This window comes from Flavihumibacter solisilvae (assembly GCF_000814475.1).
GTDB classification, from domain to species: Bacteria; Bacteroidota; Bacteroidia; order Chitinophagales; family Chitinophagaceae; genus Flavihumibacter; species Flavihumibacter solisilvae.
Genome location: NZ_JSVC01000016.1, coordinates 1 through 26309, shown reverse-complemented (window position 1 = coordinate 26309; position 26309 = coordinate 1). Strand labels below are relative to the sequence as shown.

Genomic DNA, 26309 nt, shown 5'->3' with positions numbered 1-26309 from the left:
TTATTTTGATCCGGGGTTACGGCTGAAGTTCCAGGTAAAGCTCAGCAGCCAGTAACGGCGAAGGTTGATATAGGTGTTTTCAGAAATAATGTTGGAAGTGGCATTTCTCCTGAATCCGACATTCTGATTAAGGATATCATTAATGGAGAACCGTAGTTCACCGCTATTATTCTTCCAGAATTTTTTGGCAAGCGAGGCGTTCCATAACCATACATTGCGGTCTTCGCCAAATACATCGGTTTTCTGGCGCCAGCTGTATGTCATGTTGGTATTCGCTTCCAGCTTGTACGGAAGTTTATAGATGCTTCCAGAGAATTCATTGTCGATGGTCCAGTATTTTGTTATGAGGTCAGGATTGATACTGGATTTGCTTTTTGTACGTGATGGAGAAGTTTCCAGCGAAAGGCTGTAAACTTTGTCTTTCTCTTTCCACAGGGAAAAGTTAGCGCCGACAGTTGAATAGGTACTCGTATTCTTTTGACCGTTCACGAAATTGTTATTCTTTCCCCCATTGGCATTAAGGCCCGTATTCACATTCAGTTTTAATTTTTTGAACTGCCGCCAGTAACCGGTATAGATCCAGTAATTCATGTTGCCGTCTACGTTTACTGAGCGGTAATAACGTTTGCCTGCTGTATCAGTCACGTTCTGGGAAATGGCATTGTCAACAAGGTTGAGGCCGCCATTGAAATAAAGGTTCCGTCCATTTAATACTTTATAGTCATTGTAAAATGCATTTATCGAGTGGCGGAATTCCTGCTTCAGGTCAGGGTTACCTAACTGGATATTCCTGGTATCAGTATTGTCAACAACGGGCTGGATCTGCTGGATGGATGGTTGCCTGGTGCTTCCGTTGTAATTGACGGTGAGTCCGCGTTGCGCTCCCATCTTGAACCGGATATTTGCTTTCGGGAAGAAGTTCACAAAATTGTAGCGGGTGGTGCTGTCCCTTACCAGGTCCTCCTGCAGGAAACGGGCGTTCGTAATGTTTGAACCAACCGTTGCATTTATTTTGTCACTGTTAAACCTGAAATTCAGTCCACCGCTGTGCGTGTTGAAGTCATATGAATAGTTGTTGCTGTAAAGACTGTCGAGCTGGTCGTACTTGCCACCACTTTCATCCTTGTTGTAAGAACTTCTCAGAGCCTTGCTGTTATTGAGGCGGTAACCGTAATTAAGTTCGACAAACCATTTTTTACTCAGTGGCTCGGTGTAAGAAATCTTACCGCCGAGTACGTTGCTTTGCTGGTAATTATCCTTCTTCTGGTCGGTGGTGTCGGAACGACTGAGGCCGCCGGTGAAGTCGTAGTCGTTGTTGATTGCCTTCAGCAGTCCGTTCGTTTCATTGCTGTTGTATTTCTGGTCGAAGCTCACCGACATGGTACGTCCTTTTTTGGCAAATCGCTTCCGCCAGATGGCATTGACGCTCATGAGCTGCTTTTCTCCCGTAGAATATAGACTGCGGCGGGTATTGTTCACCATTTGTCCTTCTTCATTTAACGATTGCTGCAGGAAATCTGATTCGTTCTGTGCACTTGCCTGGCTGCCCTTGACTGTGATTTTGAGGTTTTGAAATGAATCCAGTTTCAGGTCATAGAACCCACTGAGCTGGTGACGGGTATTCTGTGTGAATGTTTTCCGGAGGTCTTTGGTATAATAAAGGGTATCCGGAAAGATATACTGGGTTGTTGTGGTTCCTTCGTTATTGATATCCTGCTTGTAAAACTGGTAGTTGCCGTTTATATGTTTGTTGTCATTTGACCATTTATTGGAAAAATGCGCGCCGGCTGTCCAGGCCTTAGGCAATCCCTCACCGCGGTAAGTTCCTCCCCAGGTATTGAACTCATCAGATTCGTTGTACGAAAAGAAATAACCTTCCTCCTCATTGAATTCCATGTTACTGCCGCCTCCGAATTTGTTGTTGTCCTCCCAGTTGAGTCCAGCCTTCCCTGTATTAGCCATGGTGCCGTAAACAGCCGCCTTTCGTTTGCCTTTGAACATGTTAACCATTGCCTCGTTTTCATAGCTGGATGGCAGTCCCCCTGCGATTTTTGCCTTACCGAAATATCCCTTCTTGCGGTCTTCCTTCAGTGACAGGTTAATGGTCTTTTGTTTTTCGCCATCGTCAATTCCCGTAAATGCAGCCTGGTCACTTTTTTTATCAAAGACCTGTACTTTATCAATGGCATCCGCCCTGAGGTTCTGCGTCACCACTGCGGGGTCGTCACTGAAAAATTCCTCGCCATCGACAAGCACTTTCTGGACTTTTTCACCCTGGGCAGTGATCTCGCCTTTTTTATTTACCTGCAGTCCAGGTAATTTTTTCAGTAATTCTTCCACATTTGCGCCTTCCCTGACAGCAAAACTGTCTGCTTTAAATTCGAGGGTATCACCCTTCATCCGGATGGCACCGATCTTCTGGGATACGATCACTTCCTCGAGAAGGACTGATTTTTTGATCAGGTTAATGCGCCCGAGATCCAGCTCCGGAGAGGTCTCACTGACCTGGTCAACGAAATCGGCGAATTTGGGATAAGTGACCATCAACAAATGGGGTTTTCCCCTGTTTGAAGTGATGCTGAATTTTCCACTGGCATCAGTGCGCGTGTGTTGAAGTAAGACGGAGTCCTTAGTGAGCAGGGCTATTACAGCATTTGCCAATGGTTTTCTCTCCGATGTGTCTACGACTTGGCCCTTGATGGTTACCGACTGCGCATGAAGCGTTACGGCCAGCAGGAGGCTACAGATAAGGTTTAACAGTTTTCTCATATATCAGTTGCCTGAAGGAGATGTAAAATCAAAATAATTCAACGAAGTGCAAAACCATTCATCCCTAATATATTGTTAATGCATTAATTTTAATATAATATACCACCTATGTCTACTTCATCACCCGGCACATATGAATCCCAGCACTTCATTGACACGACCAAGAAAGTGTGGAACTATTCGTTGCTTACGGATGAGGATATCCGCAATTTCCAGCAGGGAACTCACTATACCTTGTACCGTAAGTTTGGTTCACATTCCATCCAGGTGATGGAACAATGGGGGATGTACTTTGCCGTGTGGGCACCCAACGCAACGAGCGTATCGGTGAAAGGCAACTTCAATGACTGGAAGAACTTTGATTATGAATTGTTTCCCCGGTGGGATAACAGTGGAGTATGGGAAGGATTCATTCCCGGCTTCAAGCTGGGGGAAGTATATAAATACCACATTAAAGGGTTTATGGGAATCGAGGTTGACAAGGGAGACCCCTTTGCCAATTTCTGGGAGAAGCGCCCGCTGACTGCTTCTATAACATGGGACCTTTACTATGAGTGGAAGGACCAGGAATGGATGGGCAGCCGGAAAAAGCATAATGCCCTCGATGCACCCTGGAGTGTTTACGAAGTCCACCTGGCAAGCTGGATGCGACCCGACCCGAATGATGAGGAGTCGTATAATAGTTATGGAGAGATTACAGAGCGAATGGTCCCATACGTGAAAGAGATGGGATTTACCCACGTTGAATTCATGCCGGTAATGGAGCACCCTTTCGATGGCAGCTGGGGATACCAGGGGACAGGTTACTTTGCACCCACTTCAAGATTCGGGTCGCCGCAGGATTTCAAAGCGATGGTGGACGCTTTCCATGATGCTGGTATCGGCGTGATCCTTGACTGGGTGCCTTCACATTTTCCGTACGATTCGCATGGTCTCTTCATGTTTGACGGTACTCATACTTACGAATATGCGGATATGCGTAAGGGATATCACCCGGACTGGAACTCCTATATTTTCAACTATAAAAGGGGAGAAGTTAAATCATTTCTCATCAGCAGTGCCCGTTACTGGCTCGATGAATACCATATAGACGGAATGCGGGTTGACGCCGTAAGCTCCATGCTGAAACTGAATTACTCTCGTGGCGAAGGCCAGTGGGAACCAAATGAATTCGGTGGTGACGGCAACCTGGAAGCCATTGCTTTCGTGAAAGACCTCAATGAAACAATTTTCCGCGACTTCCCTGACGTGCAAACAATAGCCGAAGAAGCGACTGACTGGCCAGGCATTTCGAAACCGACTTTCGAGGGCGGACTGGGATTTGGAATGAAATGGATGATGGGCTGGATGCACGACACGCTTCGCTACTATAAGCAGGATCCCATTTACCGGCAGTTCCAGCAGAATACTTTCACCTTCAGTATGATGTATTTCTTTGATGAAAATTTCATGCTGCCATTGAGCCATGATGAGGTGGTGCATGGAAAGAGCCCGATGATCTATAAAATGCCGGGTGACGAATGGCAGAAATATGCCAACCTGCGACTGTTGTATTCTTATATGTTCACCCACCCCGGCGGCAAGCTGCTGTTCATGGGAAATGAATTTGCTTCAACCCAGGAGTGGAATTATAAAAGTGAATTGCCCTGGGACCTGCTGAAACATGAAAGTCACAGCGGGATGAAAGAATGCGTAAAGGATCTCTGCCACCTGCTTCGCGGCCAGCCTGCCTTATATGAAAAGCAATTTGACCCGGCCGGCTTCGAATGGGTTGACCTCAATCACCGTGCAGAATCAGTGATTTGTTACCGGCGTAAAGGGAATAATCCGGAAGAAGACCTGCTGATCATCCTCAATATGACACCAGAAGTCAGGCGCGACTGGAAAGTTGTTACACATGGTAAAAAAGAGTGGAAGGAGGTTTTCAACAGCAATGATTCCCGATACTGGGGGACAGGTGATGTTTTTAACCCCACAATCACGGTTCATGCCCAGGAGAAAAACAACGACATGTATGAAATAAACGTACACCTGCCGTCGTTAGGAGCTGTTGTATTGCGTTGACAAATCCGTTATCTATGAAACAGCTGTTGATGATCGCCCTGGGGTGTAGTTTCTTCTATTGTGGCAATGCCCAGACCGAAACAGTAAAAGACTATCTCAAAAAAGGGGAGGAGGCGTTGTCCCGCTCCCAGGTTCTTCCCGCCTACCAGTATTACAAACTTGCAGTTGAAAAAGATGCAGCCAACCCGGATGCATTGAAAGGCATGGCCCGTACCGCTGATGAACTGCGTTATGTTGTAGTTGCCCGCGAAACATATAAGAAATTGCTGGACATCACGCCACGTGATACAGCCGCGCTTGGGCGACTGGTGCAATTGAATTTCGCTACCCGCCAATACCAGGAGACCATCGACCTGGGAAAACAGGTTGAAGCAATGGGCGCCGGTTCCAACAACAATTATTATATCGCAAAATCCTTCTTCGAACTGGGGCAGTTTCAAAGCGCCCTTATGTATATTGAAAAATCCTGGAAGAAAGACAGTTCGCAGGCAGAACTGCCATTTCTTGCAGCACGCAGTTATATTGAGCTGAACGATTACAGGAAGGCGACGGTTGCCTATGAAAAGGCACTTCGGCTGGCCCCTTCAAATGTAAGCTGGATGTATGAGGCGGCCATGACGTATTCGGCGATTCCGGATGAAGCGAAAGCTGTGTTGTGGTTTGAGAAGGCACTTGCAGGCGGACTTGAAATGACTCCGGATGTGGCCAGGAGTCTTGCCGAATCCTATATGGGTGTACAGTCTTATGGTAAAGCACTGCAACTCCTGAATGAATTGCTGGAACAGCTGCCACGTGATCTCGAACTGTTGTACATTGCAGGTGAAGCTAACTTCCGGTCAGGAAAAACCGACGAAGCCATCAGTACTTTTGAAAAAATGCTTGCAATAGATCGGAACCAGGCAAGGGCGGTATATATGATCGGGATTGCGTTAATTAAAAAAGGCGACCGCAGCAAGGGTGAACCCATGTGTGAAAAGGCCATTGCCATGGATCCTTCATTGGCATCACTCAAGCACAAACAAAATAGCCTCAGGCAATAATCACATCTTTTCCGGTACCCGGATTCCCAGGAGTTTCATGCCGGAGGAAATAGTATTGGAAGTCATAACGGCAATGGCAAGTCGAAGTTGTCTTTTCTCTTCCGATTCTGCCCTGATGACAGAAAGCTCTGTCAGGAATGAATTGAAAGTTTTAGCCAGGTTATAGATGTAGTTGGCAACTGACGATGGACTATGCTCCTTTGCAGCCTGCTCAATTATTGTCGGGAATTGTTCGAGCGAAACTACCATCTCCCTTTCAAGAGGCAGCAGGGTAGCGCCTGCGATCTGTAATGACAATTTCGAAAGATCTTCCGGCAGGGCCGATTTCCTGAGGATAGATTTCGTCCTGGCATAACTGTACTGGACAAATGGTCCTGTATAGCCATGAAAATCGATCGATTCTTCGGGATTGAAGACCATCCGCTTTTTAGGATCAACACGCAGGAGGTAGAATTTCAATGCCCCTAATCCAATGGTATCGTAAAGGGATTTCAGTTCTTCCCCGGTAAAGCCTTCCACTTTTCCCAGTTCACGGGTATGTTGTTCTGCGATTGCAACCATTTCATCAACCAGGTCATCAGCATCCACAACAGTACCTTCCCGGCTTTTCATTTTCCCGGTCGGCAGTTCCACCATGCCGTAAGAAAGATGGTAGATACCGTCGGCTTTGGGTAAGCCGAGTTTTTCTGCGATCAGCTTCAGTACTTTGAAATGATAGTTCTGCTCATCACCAACCACGTAAATGCTCTGGTCGATTTTATACTCTTCATACTTCTGCTGGGCGAGCCCGATATCCTGGGTTATGTAAACGGAAGTACCATCGCGGCGCTGCACCAGTTTTTCATCGAGTCCGTCAGCCGTCAGGTCGATCCACACGCTTCCGTCTTCCTTTTGGGTAAAGACGCCCTTTTCGAGTCCTTCCTGCACTGTCTTCTTTCCAAGCAGGTAGGTATTGCTTTCATAATATACGATTTCGAAATTGCTGCCGATTCGCTTGTAGGTTTCATCGAAGCCAGCATATACCCAGCTGTTCATTTTCTTCCAGAGTGAAATAACCGTTGGGTCACCCGCTTCCCAGTCAACCAGCATCTGCTGCGCGGCCTTCATGATCGGCGCTTCCTTCTCAGCTTCTTCCTTCGACAATCCACTTGCCATCAGCTGGTCCAGCTCGGCTTTATATGCGTCGTTGAATTTTACGTAATATTCGCCTACGAAATGGTCGCCTTTTTGTCCTGTAGTGGCAGGAGTGGCACCGTCTGCAAAACGCTGCCATGCGATCATGCTCTTGCAGATATGTATCCCACGGTCATTCACGATGCAGCTTTTAATCACTTCATAACCGCTGGCTTCGAGGATTGAGGCAATACTCCAGCCCAGGAAGTTATTCCGCAGGTGACCAAGGTGAAGGGGCTTGTTGGTGTTGGGCGAGGAATACTCCACCATTACTTTCTGCCCATTTGGCGAATGGTTGCCATATGAGGAATTTTTATACTGGCTTTCAAGAAAACCGACCCAGTAATTGTCAGAAACTACCAGGTTAAGGAAGCCTTTAATAATATTATAAGCGCTTATCCTTCCTTCAGACTGTTCAATCAGCCGGTCGCCGATCTCTTTTCCCAACTGATCAGGTGATTTTTTCAGCAGTTTTACCAACCCGAATAATACTATCGTATAATCTCCTTCAAACTCCGGTTTGGTCTGGTTGATCTGAAAACTCTCTGCTGCGGTTGTGTCTGGGTACAAACCATTGATCGCTGCTTTAACATCTGCCTGTATCTGTTGAACTATCGCCATAGGGCGCAAAAATAGCAAATGCTTTCAGTTTTATTATTTTTGCGCGATGCCGAATTACTTTGTTCGACTTATTACTGCCATTATAGATTTCTTTTATCCTCCTTTCAGGAGATTTATTCCGATCCAGACGTTTCGTTATATCGCCTGTGGTGGTGGTAACACGGCGCTCGATATTGTTCTGTATGCCATCAGTTATTACCTGCTGGCAGACCGTGAAGTGATCCATCTGACAAACCTGCCGCTGGTAAATACGATTGCCGTCACACCACATATCCTGGCCTTCATTATTGCCTTTTGTGTCAGTTTTCCAACCGGCTTCTTCCTGATGCGTACCGTGGTGTTCCATGATTCCAACCTGCGGGGCAGGGTGCAGCTTTTCAGGTATATATTACTGGTAGCAGCATGTGTTTTCCTGAATTATATCTTCATTAAACTGTTTGTGGAACGATTTGGCCTGCAGGCGGTCATTGCCAAAATCCTGACAACCTGCATTGTGGTCACCTTCAGTTACCTCGCCCAGCGCAATTTTACCTTCAAGAAATCGGCCGCCTGAGCCGGCAATTTGTCCACACGTCGGGTAAAGGCGACGGGTAAAGGCGACAATTCGTGCTATTTCTGCCAATTTTTCACCCATGGCAGTGGTTGGCATATCAATTGAGAATCAAAAGGGTAATCATTTATATAAAAGGAAAATTTAGAATATGGGAAAGATTATAGGAATTGACCTGGGAACTACCAACAGTTGCGTTGCCGTAATGGAAGGTAACGAACCAGTGGTAATACCTAATGACGAGGGCCGTCGTACGACCCCCTCGGTAGTTGCCTTTCTGAAGAACGGTGAGCGCAAGGTAGGGGACCCGGCCAAACGTCAGGCTATCACAAACCCGCAGAACACCATCATGTCTGTAAAGCGTTTTATGGGACGCCGTTTTGACGAGGTGACCGAAGAGATCAGCCACTGGAGTTACAAAGTAACCAAGGGTGATAACAATACAGTAAGAATTGACATTGATGGCAGGCCGTATACGCCGCAGGAAATCAGTGCAATGGTGCTGCAGAAAATGAAGAAAACTGCTGAGGATTACCTCGGACAGGAAGTAAACGAAGCGGTGGTAACCGTTCCGGCATACTTTAATGATGCCCAACGCCAGGCGACTAAAGAGGCAGGTGAAGTTGCCGGGCTGAATGTTCGCCGGATTGTAAACGAGCCTACAGCTGCTGCGTTGGCATATGGCCTTGACAAAAAAGGGAAAGACCAGAAAATCGCGGTATTTGACCTCGGTGGTGGTACATTCGATATTTCCGTCCTCGAACTTGGTGATGGTGTATTTGAAGTGAAATCAACCAATGGTGATACCCACCTTGGTGGTGACGACTTCGACAAAGTGATCATGGACTGGATGGCCGATGAATTTAAGAAAGACGAAAATGTCGACCTCAGGAAAGACCCCATGGCATTGCAGCGCCTGAAAGAAGCCGCTGAAAAAGCCAAAGTGGAACTGTCTTCTTCATCCGAGACCGAGATCAACCTTCCATATATAACCGCAATAGACGGAGTGCCGAAGCACCTCGTGAAAAAGCTCAACCGCTCGAAGTTCGAGCAGCTTGCAGACCGCCTTTTCGAGCGTTGTCTGAGGCCATGTGAGCAGGCACTGAAAGACGCGGGAATGAACGTGTCACAGATCGATGAAGTGATCCTTGTGGGTGGTTCAACCAGAATCCCGAAAGTGCAGGAGATCGTTGAAAAATTCTTCCAGCGTAAGCCGAACAGGAGTGTGAACCCGGATGAGGTTGTGGCAATAGGTGCGGCTATCCAGGGTGCGGTACTTACCGGCGAAGTAAAAGATGTCTTGCTTCTTGACGTTACGCCGCTGAGCCTTGGAATCGAAACCATGGGTGGTGTTATGACCAAACTGATAGATTCCAACACGACGATCCCAACCAAGAAGTCTGAGGTGTTCTCAACGGCCAGCGATAGCCAGCCTGGAGTACAGATCCATGTTTTGCAGGGTGAGCGTCCGATGGCTAACCAGAACAAGAGCCTGGGTGTATTCAATCTCGACGGCATTCCGCCGGCACCACGTGGTGTACCGCAGATCGAAGTGATCTTTGATATCGATGCGAACGGGATCCTTCACGTTACTGCGAAAGATAAAGGCACGGGCAAGGAGCAGAAGATCAGGATTGAAGCGGGTTCCGGTCTGACCAAGGACGAGATTGAGAAAATGAAGGCGGAAGCAAGGGCCAACGAAGCAACAGATAAGGAAGCACGTGAAAAGATTGAAAAGATCAACCAGGCAGACAGCCTGATCTTCCAGACAGAAAAACAACTGAAGGAATTCGGCGATAAGATCCCGGCTGACAAAAAAGCTCCCATCGAGCAGGCCCTGGAAAAACTGAAGGAAGCCCACAAGAGCCAGGATTCTGCTGCCATTGATGCTTCGATCGCAGAAATGAATAATGCATGGACAGCTGCTTCAGAAGAGATCTATAAAGCACAACAGGCCGGTGCAGGTCCGCAGGGCGGCGCACCCGGAGCTGATGCAGGCTCACAGGCTGGAACAAGTGGTGAAAATGTGACCGATGCAGAGTTTGAAGAAGTAAAATAAATCCTTACTTTCGCTCAAATTTTTCAAATCGCATGGAAACACAAAAAAAGAGTACCGGTATATGGTGGTTGGGTTTCTTCGTATCCACCGCAGCTTTGATTGCAGCAATCGTTCTGCATTGGGAATACCTGACAATGATCATTCCTTTCGTTTGCACCAGCTTCGTTAAGGCAATGGACATCATCTAACCGATCTCTCGAATTATAATAATGGCCCCGCAATTCTGCGGGGCTTTTTTTATATCGTTGTCTCAACAAAATAGTAACTTTCAGTACGAAAATTATTTCCCGCAGCCCCTAATAGCTGACGTCCGGATGCCAGTTGCGTTTCTTACAGCTGGCATTCATTTTATACTTCCGCATTGTTTCCACCTGTTATGTAATTAAATTTTCATCCTTGTTTGTGTAGCATGTACACAATTGCAACTATTTTTGGTCTATATTAGCCACGAAACAACGATTGATGAAAATTCACTTTTACCTCCGGTTTCACACCAGTTTTGGCGAACAGTTGCAGATAACAGGTAATCTTAAGTCATTAGGAGCAGCGATGGGGCAGCCATTGCCGATGAACTACCTTAACGATGAATTCTGGCAAGTATCGATAGATGTTGATCCTGCAGAGGAACCGGTTTGCCGTTATCAATACCAACTGGTTTCAGCAGACGGAACCGTTGTGTCTGAATGGGAGAACGATCGGGTAATCCAGTTACAGGACGGTGCTGTTGAAGAACTGCAGGTTGTGGACACCTGGAATCATTCCGGTGAATTCGAGAATGCTTTTTATACGGCCCCATTCCGGGAGTTGCTGCCGGTTGCAAGAGGCAGTAAGAAACTCAAGATCCCGAAAAATCATTCGCATATCTTTCGGGTAAAAGCACCGTTACTGTCGAAGAATGAAGTGGTTTGCATGGCGGGAAGTATCCCTGCGCTGGGTGAATGGGACGAAGACAAAACGGTGTTGTTGCAGCCGGATGGCAACTGGTGGGCTGCCGTACTCGATCTTCCAAAAGAAGGATTTCCCTTATCATATAAGTACGGTGTTTACGACACACATAAAAAGACGTTCCGCGAATTTGAAAGTGGTGCAAATCGCAGCCTGTTCGGCGATGCACTTCATCACAAGCATACCATAGTGCACGATGGCTTTGTTCATCTCCCAAATAATACTTTCAAGGGAGCGGGTGTGGCAATTCCTGTTTTCAGTCTCAGGAGTAAAAAGAGCTTTGGCGTGGGAGAGTTTACTGATATTGAGTTGCTGGTCGATTGGGCACGCTCGGTGGACATGCAGTTGATCCAACTCCTTCCCATCAATGATACCACGGCCACGCACACGTGGACCGATTCCTATCCCTATGCGGCGATCTCCGCATTCGCCCTTCATCCGATTTATGTGAACCTGGAAAAAGTAGCGGGGAAACGGCATACAGCTTTGATCAAGTCACTGAAGAAAAAACAGAAACAGCTGAACGAACTGGCTGAAGTAGATTACGAGGAAGTGATGAAGTTCAAGCTGGCTGTGTTGAAGGAGATCTACATGGCAGATAAGGAAGAGTGGCTGAAGGATAAAGAATATGCTGAATTTTTCCAGCAGAACAGGCATTGGCTGGTGCCATATGCAGCGTTCTGTTTCCTGCGTGATAAACATGAAACTTCCGATTTTACCCAATGGAAACAACATAGTGTATATGACGCTGCTGCCATTGAAAAGTTTGTTTCGCCAAGGCTTAAACACCACGACCAGTTGCGGTTTCATTACTATATACAATTCCAGTTGCATAAACAGCTGAAAGCTGCTGCTTCGTATGCGCATAAACGGGGGATCGTGCTGAAGGGGGATATTCCCATCGGTATTTACCGGTACAGTTGCGACGCATGGATGGCGCCGCAGTTGTATTACATGGACAGGCAGGCAGGAGCGCCTCCCGATGGATTTGCCGTAAAAGGACAGAACTGGGGATTTCCTACATATAACTGGCAGAAGATGGAAGAGGACGGTTACCTCTGGTGGAAGCAGCGGTTCAGCCAGATGAAGGAATATTTCGACGCATTCCGGATTGATCACATCCTTGGTTTTTTCCGGATCTGGTCCATTCCCTGGAAAGCAGTAGAAGGCATTATGGGACATTTTGTGCCGGCTATTCCTGTTCATGTGAACGAGTTCTATGAAAGAGGGATCTGGTATGACTATAACCGGTATACACGGCCTTATATAACCGAAAAGATCCTTTTCGAAACTTTTAGTGAACACGCACAATACGTAAGGGACACCTTTTTTGAAACTACGGGTTTTGGGCAATTCAATTTTCATGAAACGTTCAGCACCCAGCGGAAGATAGAAGCATGGTTTGCAAAACAGGAAGCAAGTGAGGCAAATGCAATCATCTGCCAGGGACTATATGACCTGCACGCCAACGTGATCCTTTTTGAAGAAGAGGGTTCAAAGGGACTGCAGTTCCATTTCCGCTTCGGCATGGAAAATACCAGTTCATACCAGGCACTGGAAGCAGCAACCAAAAAGGGATTATACGATCTGTATGTAAACTATTTCTATCACCGCCAGGATGATTCCTGGAAAGAGGAAGCGCTCAGGAAACTGCCGGCATTGAAAGCATCAACAGAAATGCTTATCTGTGGAGAAGACCTGGGTATGGTGCCGCACTGTGTTCCTGATGTAATGAAACAACTGGGTATATTAAGCCTCGAGATCCAACGGATGCCCAAGAATCCTGCGCAGGAATTCTTTCATCCGGATGATGCACCTTACCTGTCAGTAGTTACGCCATCTACACATGATATGAGTACTATCCGTGGCTGGTGGGAAGAGGACCGCGACAAAACACAGCGATTCTTCAACAATGAACTGGGACAGTGGGGTGAGGCTCCTGAGTATTGTGAAGCCTGGATCAACAAAGCCATTGTGATCCAGCACCTGTATTCACCTGCGATGTGGAGTATCTTCCAGCTTCAGGACTTGCTGGGGATGGATGACCAGCTTCGCAGGAAGGAACATATTGATGAAAGGATCAATATTCCATCAGTCGCAAAACATTACTGGAGATATCGCATGCATATGACGCTGGAAGAGCTGGCAAAGGAAAAAACGTTCAACCATGATCTGCGCGAATATATCCGGGCAGGAGGTCGTGCATAATTTAGTAGTATTGCAGCATGCAAGTACGTTCATTCATTGCTGAACTTCCTTTCAGTCATCCGTTCACTATTTCGAAGGGAACCAAAACTCACCAGCCGACATTTGTTGTTGAACTGGATTTTAACGGCATCAAGGGATATGGCGAAGCTCCTGCCATCACCTATTACAATATCCCGGTAAGCAAAATGCAGGAAGACCTGGCGGCAAAGAAACAGTTCGTCGAAAAGTTTGCGCTTACCACTCCCGATCGTTACTGGCATTACCTGCATCACCTGTTACCGGCGAACGGGTTTCTTGTCTGTGCACTGGATATAGCTGCGTGGGATATTTTCGGCAAGATGAAGCGTCAGCCATTGTATAAATTATTCGGCGCAGATCCTGCAAAGATGCCGCTCACAGACTACACTATCGGAATTGACAGTACAGACACGATGATTTCCAAAATGAAGGAGACGCCATGGCCGGTATACAAGATCAAGCTGGGTACCGACCATGATATAGAAATCGTAAAGGCATTGCGCGGACATACTGATGTGCCACTGCGGATCGATGCCAATGCAGCCTGGAAAAAGGAAGAGGCGTTAGAGAAGATCGAAGCCTTTGCCGCACTGAATGTGGAATACATCGAGCAGCCGCTGGCGAAGGACGACTGGGAAGGAATGAAGTGGCTCTATGAACGTTCGCCATTACCACTCATTGCCGACGAAAGCTGCGTATTCGAATCCGACGTGGCGCGTTGCGAGGGCCACTTTCACGGCATCAATATCAAGCTGACCAAGTGTACCGGCATTACGCCAGCCCTGAGGATGATCAAAGATGCGCGTGATCGTAACATGAAGATTATGCTCGGTTGCATGAATGAAAGTACTATTGGTTCTGCGGCGCTCGCACACCTGGCACCGCTCGCAGACTACCTTGATATGGACGGACCGCTGTTGCTTGCAGAAGACCTGGCCACAGGCCTGCACTACGACTTTGGCAAGGTTACCTTACCTGAAGCCCCAGGTCTCGGAATCCAGTTAAACCCCCTTTTCTGACTCTGGCAACCGTTCTTTCACCCCACTTCACCCGACGGGTGGTACCCGACGGGTGAGTCCCGACGGGAGAAGAGAAAAGGTTTTGAAAAAAATGCAAAGGAAATTATATTTGTTTTCCAGGAATTATACCTCGGGATGTAGCGCAGCCCGGTAGCGCGCTTCGTTCGGGACGAAGAGGCCGCTGGTTCGAATCCAGTCATCCCGACAAATAAGTAACCTGCAGTGTAAGCTGTGGGTTTTGTTTTTTTATGGTCGTTCTTAGCTTGAGGAACTCGTTATTCCCGGAAGCAGCAATTACTTTGAAATTGTGTTCAACAGATCAACAACAACCTGGGCTGTTCCGGTTTTTCCTTTGGCGCACGGTGAAGACAGGGTGGAACTTTACTTTCAGGATGATCAACCGCCAACCGCCACAGGTTACCAAGGCCTAAGCTGATTGGATGAGCATCAGATTCGGCCTGGTAGTGCAGGTCAAAGAAATGATCACTTAAAAATGATTCAAAATCTTTCGCTGCTCCTTGATATAGTTTTTTGAGCTCATCACGTATTTCCGGAACATGTATTTTCTGCCGACCTTTCGAATTTGGCAATATTTCGCTCGACTCACCATAATACGTGCATAAATAGGTATCGGTGGGTACAGGAGAGCGATCTACGTGAAAAGAATAAACATCGGTTGGAAAAAACGGGAAGGAATCGTCCCGATCGTAGTATTGAATCAAGTTAAGAACTGGCGATGCGCCATGTGCTTTCAACACGTTCACGTCGTTTAAAAGAATTTCACGGGCGAGTTGCCCTTGTTCACTCAACTGCAACGCACAAAGTTCTTCTTCTTCAATTACCGTTATATTTCCGCTTAGCGAAATCTTTTTAATAATCTCAGCAAAATCGCCTGTTAAATCACGCTCCCAGCAAATTGCATTCACTATTCCACTAAATGGTGTAGCAACAAGGTCTTGAAAACTGGTGACACAGTGAATTTGGTTTTCAGCATGCGTTAAATCTATCATAGCGAACGTAAAAATCAGGTCATTTGACAACGAAGTACGGGAATACCCAACATATTTCGGGCAAATATTGACAACCACAGTTTACATCTACATTGTCCGGGTTTTCTAATCATTCCTTAGATTAGCCTCCTTAAACCTTATCAGATGAAGTTTACCGCGCACAACGTTCTGCTCGACAATGGACAAAAAACAATGGGCAATGACCAGGTCCTGATTGCAGACAGTCATGTCTGGAAGTCCGTTGAAAAAACACTTAATCTCCTGCTTCCCCTGATGGGTAAGGAAAAAAGAGATATGCGGGTTGTGGACCTTGGATGCCTTGAAGGCGGCTATACTGTGGAGTTTGCCAGGATGGGATTCCAGGCAATTGGGATTGATGCAAGGGAAGAGAATATAGCGAATTGCAATTATGTCAAATCCCATTTGAACCTGCCCAACCTTAGTTTCGCAAAAGATGACGCCCGAAACGTACAGAATTATGGAAATTTCGATATTACCCTTTGTTATGGTTTGTTGTATCACCTCGACAACCCGGTTGAATATCTCAAGACCCTCGGCAATTGCACTTCAAAGATCCTGTTTCTCCATACACACGTGGCTCCTGAAAGGGATATCCGGTATGATTTTGATTTTTTGAACAGGAAATTGCTTGTTCCACTGCACAACCGCTTTAAGTCGCTTCGCTACCGTGAGAATTACCGGTTATCTCCAATAGTTGAACATGAAAATTGCAAGGGCAGGTGGTACCCGGAATGGAATGAAAATGAGAATCGCGAGAAAGTTGAAAAGGAAGTCTGGGCTTCATATAACAATTACAGGTCATTCTGGCCGTTGAAAACGGAACTGGTTTCTGCACTGCACAAGGTTGGATTTGACAGTGTATTTGAGCAATTTGATTTTACCGGGGACATTTACAGGCGCGATGCTACAGAATACAATAACAGGTCCATGTTCGTTGCTGTGAAACATTGACCCCTGGCAAACCCCGGCTAACCTGCAACTGCACAATAAATCCGCTGGAAATGTTAGCATTTTAGAGTTATTTTGGGTATATTTCTTAAGGCCATCGTGACAAGTTGAAAGTGTGCGTGTTCCAGCACCCAATGAATTGAGTCCATACCTCGTATTCTCCCAACCTATTTTTCTAAATAAGTATTCTTTCAACTTAAACTCAATCTTATGGCACAGGGTATTGAAATTGACCGTTCCACACTGGATGAATGGATCAACAATTTTCGTAACAACACCAACCTTCCCTTTTCTACAAATTTTGGGGCTTTCACCAAGGAACAGGTGGGCGAATTTATTAAGGATGCAGCGCCGACCTATGATGGGGTAGAGCCGGGTGCTTTCAGGATCTATCCTGTCAGGTACCCTATTGCATCGACAGGACCGGCAGACCCAAATATGGAATTGGAGCCGGGAAGCACGTATTCAAGGCCGGCATTTGTATTCGTGCCGGCAGATAATGACTCAGGCGAAATCCTGGAGAATAAAGACCGTAAAGTGTATGTGCTTCCCTTTGGTTATGGTGGTTCCGCCGATCCGGCGACACGAAGTGCAACTGCAGGCTTCCCAAGCAGTGGGCCTAAGCTTTGTCCACCTAAATGTTGAGGAAACACCTACCTTTCCGCGTCCCTTTGTATGACGTATTTTCAGTTTCTTGTCAAATATTATCCACTTGTATTTCTTTGGATATCCGCTATCACGGTTGTAGCGGTATACAGGAACTCATGGCCATTATCATATAAGATACTGGCCTTTTTTATTTTATTCTATACACTCAGCGACACCATTGGAGGCATCATGGCTTCGTTCTATAAAATGAACAACCACTTCATTTATAATTTCCTCTATAGTGTCCAATTCCTGGTACTATCCTACTTCTATTATCACCGGTTAAACAGCAGGTTGTTGAAGAAAGCAATCATAATATTCGTTTTTACTTACCTGTTGCTGGATATTGTCAGTGCAATCTGGCTATATAGGGCAGACACCCTGCATACCTACAATTATGTTTTGGGGGGATTTTTTGTGGTCATATTATCACTTGCTTACCTGTTGCAGATATATGCCTGTGCTGAGTCGAATAATATTTTTCATGACCCGGTATTCTGGTTTAGCCTTGCCTGGCTTTTATTTTTTTCCCTGACGGTGCCGTTTTTGGGAATGATAAACTACCTGAACACGAATTATCCCGTTTTGGCATTAGACTATTATGTTCTTGTCATTGATATTACCGATTGCCTGCGGAGTATCCTTTTAACAATCGGTTTTCTGCATACGAGATCAGCGAAGAGGTTGTGCTGACCCGATAAGCCCGGTACCCTTCAACTCCGTGCTGCAGCTTGATTTATCAGTAAAACGATCCATTTCACAGCCGTTTTATGTACCTTATTACTGAACCTGGATTTGTTTAGGCCATTCTCAAGCCTCATCATGGCACAATGAAAACAGCCTTTCGCAATATTCTTTTACTGTTGCTTATCACCGGTACGCTGGTAGTTATCTATTGGTTGATCATTAGCTACTACGATGAGAAGAATCGCACTGATGATGCCCAGGTGGATGGGAATATTGTTCCTGCACTGGCCCGTACCGACGGATTTGTAGATTCGGTATATGTGGAAGATGACCAATACGTACATGCCGGAGATATATTGGTGCAACTCGATACAACTGACCTTTACCTGCAACTGAAGCAGGCATTAAACTCTTTGGCCATTACCAATACCACACTCAAAAGATCGGAATTTGGTATTCACGTCGCGGAATTAGACAAAAAAATTGCAACCCAAAGTATCGAGGCGCAGAAAGTTTCCCTTAAAACTGCAGAAAGCAATTATGAACGGAATAAGGTACTCGCAGAAAAGGGGGTAGTCTCCAAACAGGTATTTGAATTTACCGAAGAAGGATTTAAAACAAATGAGATCGCTTTAGGGAAAGCTTATGATCAACAAAGCCAGGCAACTACCCGGATTAATGATGCGAAAGCTCAACAGGTACTTGCTCGCCAAAATATAGCCGCGCAATCAAACCAGATTGAAATTATACGACAGAATATTCAATACGCAACAATCAAAGCTCCTGTAAGCGGACTTGTTTCAAAACGAAAAATACAAAGCGGGCAAATGGTGCGAACCGGTGCACAATTATTTTCGATTGTTCAGTCAAATGATTTGTGGGTCACTGCCAATTTTAAGGAAACACAGGTGGCCGCATTTCCCGTGGGCAAACGGGTGAAGATAACTGCAGATGCTTACCCCGACGAAGCATTTTATGGGATTGTAGAATCAGTTGGCGGCGCCACAGGTTCCAAGTTCGCATTGTTGCCTCCCGATAATGCGAGCGGAAATTATGTGAAAGTAATCCAGCGAATACCTGTAAAAATAAAGTTTGAAGATTCTGTCCGTGCACACAGTTTATTAAGGCCCGGCTTTAGTGTGGTTGTAAATCAATGATCATTACCGTGAACCTTATTACAAGCAAAAACCTGGTTCGTTTTTTTTTCTTCACGTCATTGCTGATGGGAAGTTTCAATTTCATGGGCCAAAGTTTGTCGTTTGGTTATGTGCAGGGCTATTTTGGTGTTACAGCACAGGATGCTGCCTGGTTGTTGCGGGGATTTCAGTCAGGAACAATAATTACCAGCATTGCCGGGATAGTGTTTATCAAATGGGTGGGGAACAGGAATTTATTCCTTGGTTCCGCATTTCTTTTGCTCATTGCTACGGTGTTCTCATTTACTTCCGATGCATTTAATTTACTGCTAGTTTCAAGAATTGCAGCAGGAATTGCCAATGGTTTTATTATCGCCGTATCCACCCAAATGTATCTTTCTACGTATGAAGGAAAAGCGAGAATGTTCGGGACTTTAAACACGGTTGCCGCCAACATAAGCGGAATGTGTCTGGGAATTCTCAGCAATAGCCTGTTCACCGAAGATTATGGTTGGCAGTTTAATTATTACCTGGCTGTTCCGGTACTTGTTTTCATCATTGTTTTCTCATTTTACTTTGTTCCTGACGCACAAAGAAATGAGGAGGTAGAAGAAGATTGGATAAGCCTGATCCCTTTTTCCATATTGATCATCTCAGTTTTTTTTCTTGTTATGTTCAGGCAGCAATACCAGGGAATAAGCAATCTGAAAATATTAATATCAGCCATACTCGCAGTGGTTGCTGTAGCCATTTTGGTAATACGAGGTTTTACACACAGTAAGCCTTTGTTCGATACAAGGCTATTGCAGTATCCTGGATTTATTCTTGCAATTATTATTTCTTACCTGAGTGGCGCAGCTTTCGTTTTTAATATTTCCCTGCTGACAAAACTGCTCGGGGGTATTTTGCAAATGCCCATGCGGGATGTTTTTCATTTTATCAATTTCCTTTTTCTTGTGGTGTTTCTTTTGCTGGTTATTACAATCATACTAATAGCAAAAAAATTCAACCCTTATTGGTTGATGATCTCAGGCTTGCTGGCAGTGGCTTACACAGCTTTTAAGCTATCCAGGTTAAACCCGCAATTCAGCTTTGATAATGTAATTGCGCCTTCCCTCATAGGAATGGCAGGTGCCGGAATCATTGCAACAGCTGTTATTATGATTGCGGTAAAAAGCGTGCCCCAGCACCAGGTTGGTAAAGTGGCTAATTTCAGAAGTGTTGCATTTACAATGGGTATTGCACTCACCGCAACTGATCTTGGAAGACTGCTCGATTTTGAAAGAGTACGAAACTTTAACCTGATGATCAGGTACACTGATCCGGGTAACCCATTGATACAGGAAAGGCTTAACGGCTTAGTGGCTTTTTACCAGGCAAATGGCTATGATGCAAACGAGGCCTATGATGCTGCGATAAATGGTATAACGGGAATGGTAAAGTTGCAGTCGTTTTTCCTGGGAGTCAGTGAAATACTATTAATCGGTTGTATTATAAGTATTGTTCTTGCCTTATTACTTTTTGTGCTTTGGGTCGCCCGCAACTTCAAAATGAAACTGAAACTGGCGAAGCTTAGTATATGGCTGCTTGTATGTGCCTGTTTTGATACAACGAATATAAAAGCACAGAAAACATTTACACTCGCTGAATGCATTAATTATGCATTTGAGCACAACCCGTTGCTCAATGCTGCCGCAAAGGATACATCTGTTGCTGCAATTGGCGTTCAAAGAGTGACCGGGCTATACCTGCCAAGGGTAAATTTTGTGTCTGCATTCCAGTACTATATATCGAAACGTAATTTGCTGGTGGAAGGAGGGTCGGCCCTGGCTCCTTCAACATTACCTGAAGGTGATCCCCTTGCAATAAAAACGGGCTTCACCAACTCCTGGTTTCCCGCATTGAATGTTAACCAGCTCATTTTCGATCCTGCTTACCGCAACAGTTACAATATTGCGTTACAGAACCATCAGCTGCAGGCACAATACCTTGCCAGTTTTAAAATTGACCTTATTACAGGTATTTATAAAGCCTTTAATACATGCAGGCTCCTTGAAGTGCAGGCTCATTTTCTTGAAGAAAATATTACCCGAATCGATACATTGATCGGGCTTGCACGTACAAAATATGAAAAAGGAGCCGGTGTAAAGATCGAAGTAAACAGGGTTGAAGTAACAGGTAACAGGATGAAAAGTGAACTGATTAACGTGAGGAACAACTACAGCGAAGCATTGCTGGCATTGCAGTTCCAGATGAATTATCTGGAGAGGGACAGTATGATCCTTGAAAGTGATTTTACGATTGCGCAAGTTGTAGGTAAGACAGATTCACTTATGCAGCAGCTGTTGCAAAGTAATCCATCCATGCGCATTGAAAGTCAGTTGTTGCAAACGCAGATCATATTGGCAGATGAATCTGTAAAGTTGGAGCAGGCAAGAGCTAAGCCAATTTTTGGTGCAGATGCAGTGCTTGGATTCACACCTGCTGCAAATACACTGGGAAAGATCTTCCAGGGAGAAAGATGGAAGCCTTACTCATACATTGGCGTCAACCTGGGTATTCCAATTTTCAATGGGCTTGACGTAAAGCGTGCCGTGGAGCAAAAAAAAATACAGGCTTCCCAATCACGAAATTACCTGGATCAGTTTACAAACGAATTCGAGAATGAGAGAAGGACAACTTATATAAAAATCAAGAACGCATATGAACGATACCGGTATGCCGATGCAAATTTAAAACTTGCAAATAGCAATATTGAACTGCTACATGAAGCTTTTATAAATGGTGTGGCAGACAACCAGGACCTGATACTAGGTGAAAACGACCTTTATGAAAACCAGGCGAGATATTACAATGATTTATTGGAATTAATGTTAAGTGGAATTGAAGGGTTAAGAGTAACAGGTTCGTTCAACACACAGGCAGGCTGGTAGAAAATGATCTGTTGTCATTTAAAATATTTTCAAAATTGTTGTTTATGGAAAGAATCAGATTACAGGAGGCCGAGGAGAATAAAAGTCAATGGAAAAAATGGGGACCATATTTAAGCGATCGCCAATGGGGAACCGTCAGGGAGGATTATAGTGAAAACGGTGACGCCTGGAACTTCTTCACCCATGATCATGCCCGTTCACGTGCTTACCGGTGGGGAGAGGACGGTATCGCCGGCATTTCAGATGACAAACAGTTCCTGTGCTTTGCACTGGCACTTTGGAATGGAAGAGATCCTATTCTGAAGGAGCGTTACTTTGGATTGACCAACAGCGAAGCCAATCACGGGGAAGACGTGAAGGAATATTATTTCTACCTCGACAGCACACCTACGCATTCTTACATGAAAATGCTTTACAAGTACCCGCAGGCGGCTTTTCCTTATAGAGACCTGTTGCAAACAAACAGACAGCGTACACGGAAAGAGATGGAATATGAATTACTCGACACAGGGGTATTTAACGAGGACCGGTATTTCGATGTTTTTGTAGAGTATGCCAAAGCTGGGCCGGAGGATATTCTGGTAAAGATCACCGCAATCAATAGGGGACCTGACGCGTCTGAATTGCAGCTGTTGCCGACGCTCTGGTTCCGGAATAACTGGTCACAATGGATCGCTGACTCAAACAGGGCTGACACGAAACCGAACCTGCGGCAGATTGATGGAAATGCAGGTATGAGCGCCGCTGTGGCCACGCATTCAATTTTGGGGGAATTTATTTTTTCCTGCGAAGGCGACGTACCACTGTTATTCACCGAAAACGAAACAAATCACGAACGACTTTTCCTGGATATTCCAAATGAAAGCGCCCATGTAAAGGATGGTATCAACGACTTTGTCGTCCAGGGTAAACAGGAGGCCGTGAATCCGGAAAAGCAGGGTACAAAGGTTGCCGGCCATTACCGGGTAAATATTGGTGCCGGGCAGTCTTCGGTTATTCGCCTGCGACTTGCCAGGAAGGAACCTGGACAAAATGAAAATCCATTTGGAGAAAAGTTTGACAAAGTCTTTGCCGACAGGTTAAGCGAAGCTGATGAATTCTACAAATCGGTTACACCTCCTTCAGTCGGCGAGGATAAGACCAATGTGATGAGGCAGGCACTTGCGGGCATGCTGTGGAGTAAGCAGTTTTTCTTCTTTGACGGCTACAATTGGCTCACCGAACACAACTCCAACCCACTGCACAAGGGCTATCGGTACGCCCGCAACTCAGAGTGGTACCATATGCTGAATGAAGACATCATTTCCATGCCAGACAAGTGGGAGTACCCCTGGTATGCGGCCTGGGACCTTGCTTTTCACGCACTCCCGCTTTCCATAGTGGACCCTGATTTTGCCAAGAATCAAATGCAGCTGATGCTTCGAGGTGCTTACCTGCACCCTAACGGGCAGCTACCAGCTTATGAGTGGAATTTCAGCGATGTGAATCCACCTGTTCATGCCTGGGCAACTTTGTTCCTGCACCGCACGGGGCTAGCCCTGACGGGACAGACTGATATGGAGTTTCTCAAATCTGCTTTCAATAAGCTGTTACTGAACTTCACCTGGTGGGTCAACCGGAAAGACCGGTTTGGTAAGAATTTATTTGAAGGCGGTTTCCTGGGCCTGGATAACATCGGTGTCTTTGACCGAAGCGCTCCACTACCAACTGGTGGCTACCTGGAGCAGGCGGATGGTACCGCCTGGATGGCCCTTTTCAGCCAGAATATGCTTGAGATCGCCGTAGAGATCGCCGCCCATGATCCTAACTATGAAGACATGGTGTTCAAATTCGTTGAGCACTTCTACTTTATAGCGTCAGCTATGAATCAAACAGGAAATGACGGCATGTGGGATGATGAGGACGGGTTCTACTATGACCTGTTACGCTTGCCTGATGGTAGTGCGCGACGGCTCAAAGTGCGCTCAATGGTAGGACTTCTCCCATTGTGCGCTACAACGATCATAGAAGAGTGGCAGCGGGAGCGCATACCCGGCGTGTTGGAAAAGGTGTCTGAACGTATGCGCCGTATACCTCAACTTTTTGAAACCATTCATCCTACGGGAGCCGGCTATTTTGGAAGAGCTAATCGAGGGATTCTTGCTTTGGTGAATCAGGAACGGCTACGTCGGATACTGACAAAGATGCTTGACGAGAATGAGTTTTTGGGAACACATGGGATCCGGGCACTCTCCAAATTCCACCAGGATCATCCTTTTATCTTCCACGTGAATGCTGATGAGTACCGGGTGGATTACCTTCCGGCCGAGTCCGACACCGGCATGTTTGGTGGAAATTCCAATTGGAGGGGACCGATCTGGATGCCCGTCAACGTTATAATCATCCGGGCACTCCTGAGTTATTACCTTTATTACGGCAATGATTTCAGGATCGAGTGTCCGACAGGTTCGGGTAATCACATGAACCTCTTCGAGGTTGCAAAGGAAATTGCCAACCGGCTCAGTAGCATTTTTTTGCGGGATGAAAATGGAAAACGACCCGTCTATGGTGGTTCAGAAAAATTCCAGGATGATCCGCATTGGCGTGACTATATCCTCTTTTACGAATATTTTCATGGCGACAATGGTGCAGGGCTGGGTGCCAGTCATCAAACTGGCTGGACCGGTGTCATTGCTAAAATCATTGAACTTTTTGGGCGACTGGATGCAGAACAGATGCTTACAGCCGGCATTAAGGAAGTGTTTGTTCAAGATAAATCAACATCTAATAAAACCAAATGAAAAAGGTAAGATACCCCTCGCTTTACCAAATTAATACCAGGGTATGGATTACAGAATTATCAGGACAGCTCGGCCGGCAAGCTACGCTCGATGATATCCCCGAAAACGAACTGGATCGCCTGGCTGAAATGGGTTTTGACTGGATCTGGTTGTTGAGTGTATGGACCACAGGCGAACCCGGACGAAAGATTTCAAGGGAAAATCCGGTTTGGCAACATGAGTTTGCAGAAACTTTACCTGACCTGAAAGAAGAGGATATCGGGGGATCAGGTTTTGCAATTGTGGATTACCAGGTTCATCCACAACTGGGAGGTGATGAAGCGCTGAAACGGCTCCGGGAAAAGCTCAGAAAACGTGGCCTTAAATTAATGCTGGATTTTGTACCAAATCACATTGGGCCAGGCCATACCTGGGTGGAAGAGCATCCAGATTATTTGGTCTCAGGTTCGGAAAGTGACCTGGAAAATTTTCCTCAGAATTACACCCTGGTCAAACGTAAGGAGGGCGAGATGATTTTCGCATACGGTCGTGACCCCTATTTTTCAGGATGGCCGGATTCGCTACAACTGGATTACAGCAATCCCGCAACTGCAGAGGTGATGACCAGGGAGTTAGTACAAATATCCGGCAAATGCGACGGTGTGAGGTGTGATATGGCAATGCTCGTGTTACCGGAGGTTTTTGAAAAGACCTGGGGCCGGAAGTCTCACCCTCTCTGGTCCTTAGCCATAAAAGCTGTTCGTAAAACATCGCCAGATTTTTGTTTTATGGCAGAGGTTTACTGGGATATGGAATGGATCCTGCAGCAGCAGGGATTTGATTATACCTATGACAAAAGGTTGTATGATCGTTTATATGAAGGGGATACAAGAGCAGTGCACGAACATTTTTATGCAAGCCTTGATTACCAGGATAAACTGGCCCGATTCCTCGAAAACCATGATGAACAACGGGCTGCATCAGCTTTCGAAACAAACATGCATAAAGCCGCAGCAGTAATAACTTATTTGTCACCAGGTTTGCGGTTTTTTCACCAGGGTCAGTTTGAAGGAAGAAAGAAACGCATCTCGCCGCATTTGGTTCGTGCGCCACAGGAAGCTCCCGATTCTGAGATACAAAAGTTTTACCTGGAACTTCTGACCATAATCCGGAAACCAGTTTTTCGTGACGGCCAATGGCAACTGCTTAATTGTGTGCCCTCCTGGGACGGGAATGATAGCTGGAATAGTTTCCTGGCATTTGCATGGGAAGGAAAGGATAATGAACGGGTGGTGATTTCTATTAATTATGCGCCACACGATAGTCAGTGTTTTGTCCGCCTGCCCTTTAATGACTTATCTGGCTTATCTGTTCGGTTCAGGGATATGATGAGTTCTGCGCTTTATGATCGCGATGGTGATGACCTGCTGTCAAGAGGACTTTTTTTAGACATGCCGGCGTGGAGTTATCATGTTTTTGAAGTTAGTCATACAGGGTGAACGTTCACTTGTTTTCCCTTTTCCAGCTTGATGATTCAAATTCCATAGATAACAAGCGTGCAATTAGAATTGCAGGATATAATTGTCCGATTAGTGCATCCAGGTTAGCCAGCGAGCGGGCTATGGGGTGAACAGGTGTAATATCTCCATACCCCGTCGTTGTTAAGGTGATGAAACTGAAATATAGAAATTCTCTAAGGTC

General features: G+C 45.8%; 18 protein-coding genes and 1 tRNA gene. 15 read left to right on the top strand and 4 right to left on the bottom strand.

From position 1 onward, the window contains the following. A complete protein-coding gene (locus tag OI18_RS14580; protein ID WP_039141064.1) occupies nt 1-2769 on the bottom strand; it encodes an outer membrane beta-barrel family protein in 2769 nt (922 codons plus the stop codon). Nucleotides 2770-2877: 108 nt separating this feature from the next. On the opposite strand from OI18_RS14580, the gene glgB reads away from it, so the two are divergent. Both glgB and OI18_RS14570 read left to right on the top strand, forming a co-directional pair. After that, the gene (gene glgB, locus OI18_RS14575; RefSeq protein ID WP_039141063.1) at nt 2878-4833 is read left to right on the top strand and encodes a 1,4-alpha-glucan branching protein GlgB; all 1956 of its coding nucleotides are present in this window, start codon (nt 2878-2880) and stop codon (nt 4831-4833) included. Nucleotides 4834-4847: 14 nt separating this feature from the next. Then, a complete protein-coding gene (locus OI18_RS14570; RefSeq protein ID WP_039141062.1) occupies nt 4848-5873 on the top strand; it encodes a tetratricopeptide repeat protein in 1026 nt (341 codons plus the stop codon). Here the strand turns inward: OI18_RS14570 and argS are convergent, their stop codons facing one another. Continuing rightward, a complete protein-coding gene (gene argS, locus OI18_RS14565) occupies nt 5874-7667 on the bottom strand; it encodes an arginine--tRNA ligase (protein ID WP_039141061.1) in 1794 nt (597 codons plus the stop codon). It abuts the gene before it with no gap. A gap of 46 nt (nt 7668-7713) precedes the next feature. Here argS and OI18_RS14560 point away from each other — a divergent pair, with 46 nt between their 5' ends. The 6 genes from OI18_RS14560 (at nt 7714) to OI18_RS14540 (ending at nt 14671) form a co-directional block, all read left to right on the top strand. Further along, entirely contained in the window at nt 7714-8220 is a 507-nt protein-coding gene (locus OI18_RS14560; protein ID WP_039141059.1) for a GtrA family protein, read from the top strand. 148 nt (nt 8221-8368) lie between these two features. Beyond that, nucleotides 8369-10276, top strand: coding sequence for a molecular chaperone DnaK (dnaK, locus tag OI18_RS14555; protein ID WP_039141058.1), 1908 nt, complete (start codon nt 8369-8371; stop codon nt 10274-10276). 32 nt (nt 10277-10308) lie between these two features. After that, nucleotides 10309-10464, top strand: a complete 156-nt coding sequence (locus tag OI18_RS24810; protein ID WP_162836158.1) for a hypothetical protein — start codon at nt 10309-10311, stop codon at nt 10462-10464. Nucleotides 10465-10738: 274 nt separating this feature from the next. After that, nucleotides 10739-13429 carry a 4-alpha-glucanotransferase gene (locus OI18_RS14550; RefSeq protein ID WP_039141056.1) on the top strand — a complete coding sequence of 897 codons (2691 nt, stop codon included), beginning with the start codon at nt 10739-10741 and terminating at the stop codon, nt 13427-13429. Between the two features lie 17 nt (nt 13430-13446). After that, a complete protein-coding gene (locus tag OI18_RS14545; RefSeq protein WP_039141054.1) occupies nt 13447-14466 on the top strand; it encodes a mandelate racemase/muconate lactonizing enzyme family protein in 1020 nt (339 codons plus the stop codon). Between the two features lie 131 nt (nt 14467-14597). Next, nucleotides 14598-14671: transfer RNA gene (locus OI18_RS14540), tRNA-Pro, on the top strand. Between the two features lie 106 nt (nt 14672-14777). Here the strand turns inward: OI18_RS14540 and OI18_RS14535 are convergent. Continuing rightward, complete coding sequence (locus OI18_RS14535; RefSeq protein ID WP_039141051.1) at nt 14778-15476, bottom strand: hypothetical protein; 699 nt, start codon at nt 15474-15476, stop codon at nt 14778-14780. Nucleotides 15477-15620: 144 nt separating this feature from the next. Between OI18_RS14535 and OI18_RS14530 the strand changes: the two genes are divergently transcribed. From OI18_RS14530 to OI18_RS14500, 7 genes are all read left to right on the top strand, one after another. Further along, nucleotides 15621-16448, top strand: a complete 828-nt coding sequence (locus tag OI18_RS14530) for a class I SAM-dependent methyltransferase (protein ID WP_039141049.1) — start codon at nt 15621-15623, stop codon at nt 16446-16448. 207 nt (nt 16449-16655) lie between these two features. Then, nucleotides 16656-17090, top strand: coding sequence for a hypothetical protein (locus OI18_RS14525; RefSeq protein ID WP_039141047.1), 435 nt, complete (start codon nt 16656-16658; stop codon nt 17088-17090). A 30-nt stretch (nt 17091-17120) separates the two neighbouring features. Beyond that, a complete protein-coding gene (locus tag OI18_RS14520; RefSeq protein WP_039141046.1) occupies nt 17121-17786 on the top strand; it encodes a hypothetical protein in 666 nt (221 codons plus the stop codon). A 137-nt stretch (nt 17787-17923) separates the two neighbouring features. Continuing rightward, nucleotides 17924-18937 carry an HlyD family secretion protein gene (locus OI18_RS14515; RefSeq protein ID WP_039141044.1) on the top strand — a complete coding sequence of 338 codons (1014 nt, stop codon included), beginning with the start codon at nt 17924-17926 and terminating at the stop codon, nt 18935-18937. Between the two features lie 8 nt (nt 18938-18945). Then, nucleotides 18946-21849 (top strand): MFS transporter, encoded by a 2904-nt coding sequence (locus OI18_RS14510; protein ID WP_160290242.1) that lies wholly within the window; start codon nt 18946-18948, stop codon nt 21847-21849. 44 nt (nt 21850-21893) lie between these two features. After that, a complete protein-coding gene (locus OI18_RS14505) occupies nt 21894-24629 on the top strand; it encodes an MGH1-like glycoside hydrolase domain-containing protein (protein WP_039141041.1) in 2736 nt (911 codons plus the stop codon). Continuing rightward, on the top strand, nt 24626-26107 hold the full coding sequence (locus OI18_RS14500) for an alpha-amylase family glycosyl hydrolase (RefSeq protein WP_039141039.1): 1482 nt from the start codon (nt 24626-24628) through the stop codon (nt 26105-26107). Before OI18_RS14505 ends, OI18_RS14500 begins: the two co-directional genes overlap by 4 nt. 4 nt (nt 26108-26111) lie before the next feature. Here OI18_RS14500 and OI18_RS14495 read toward each other — a convergent pair. After that, a partial coding sequence (locus OI18_RS14495; RefSeq protein WP_039141036.1) for a potassium channel family protein occupies nt 26112-26309 on the bottom strand: 198 nt, incomplete at its 5' end.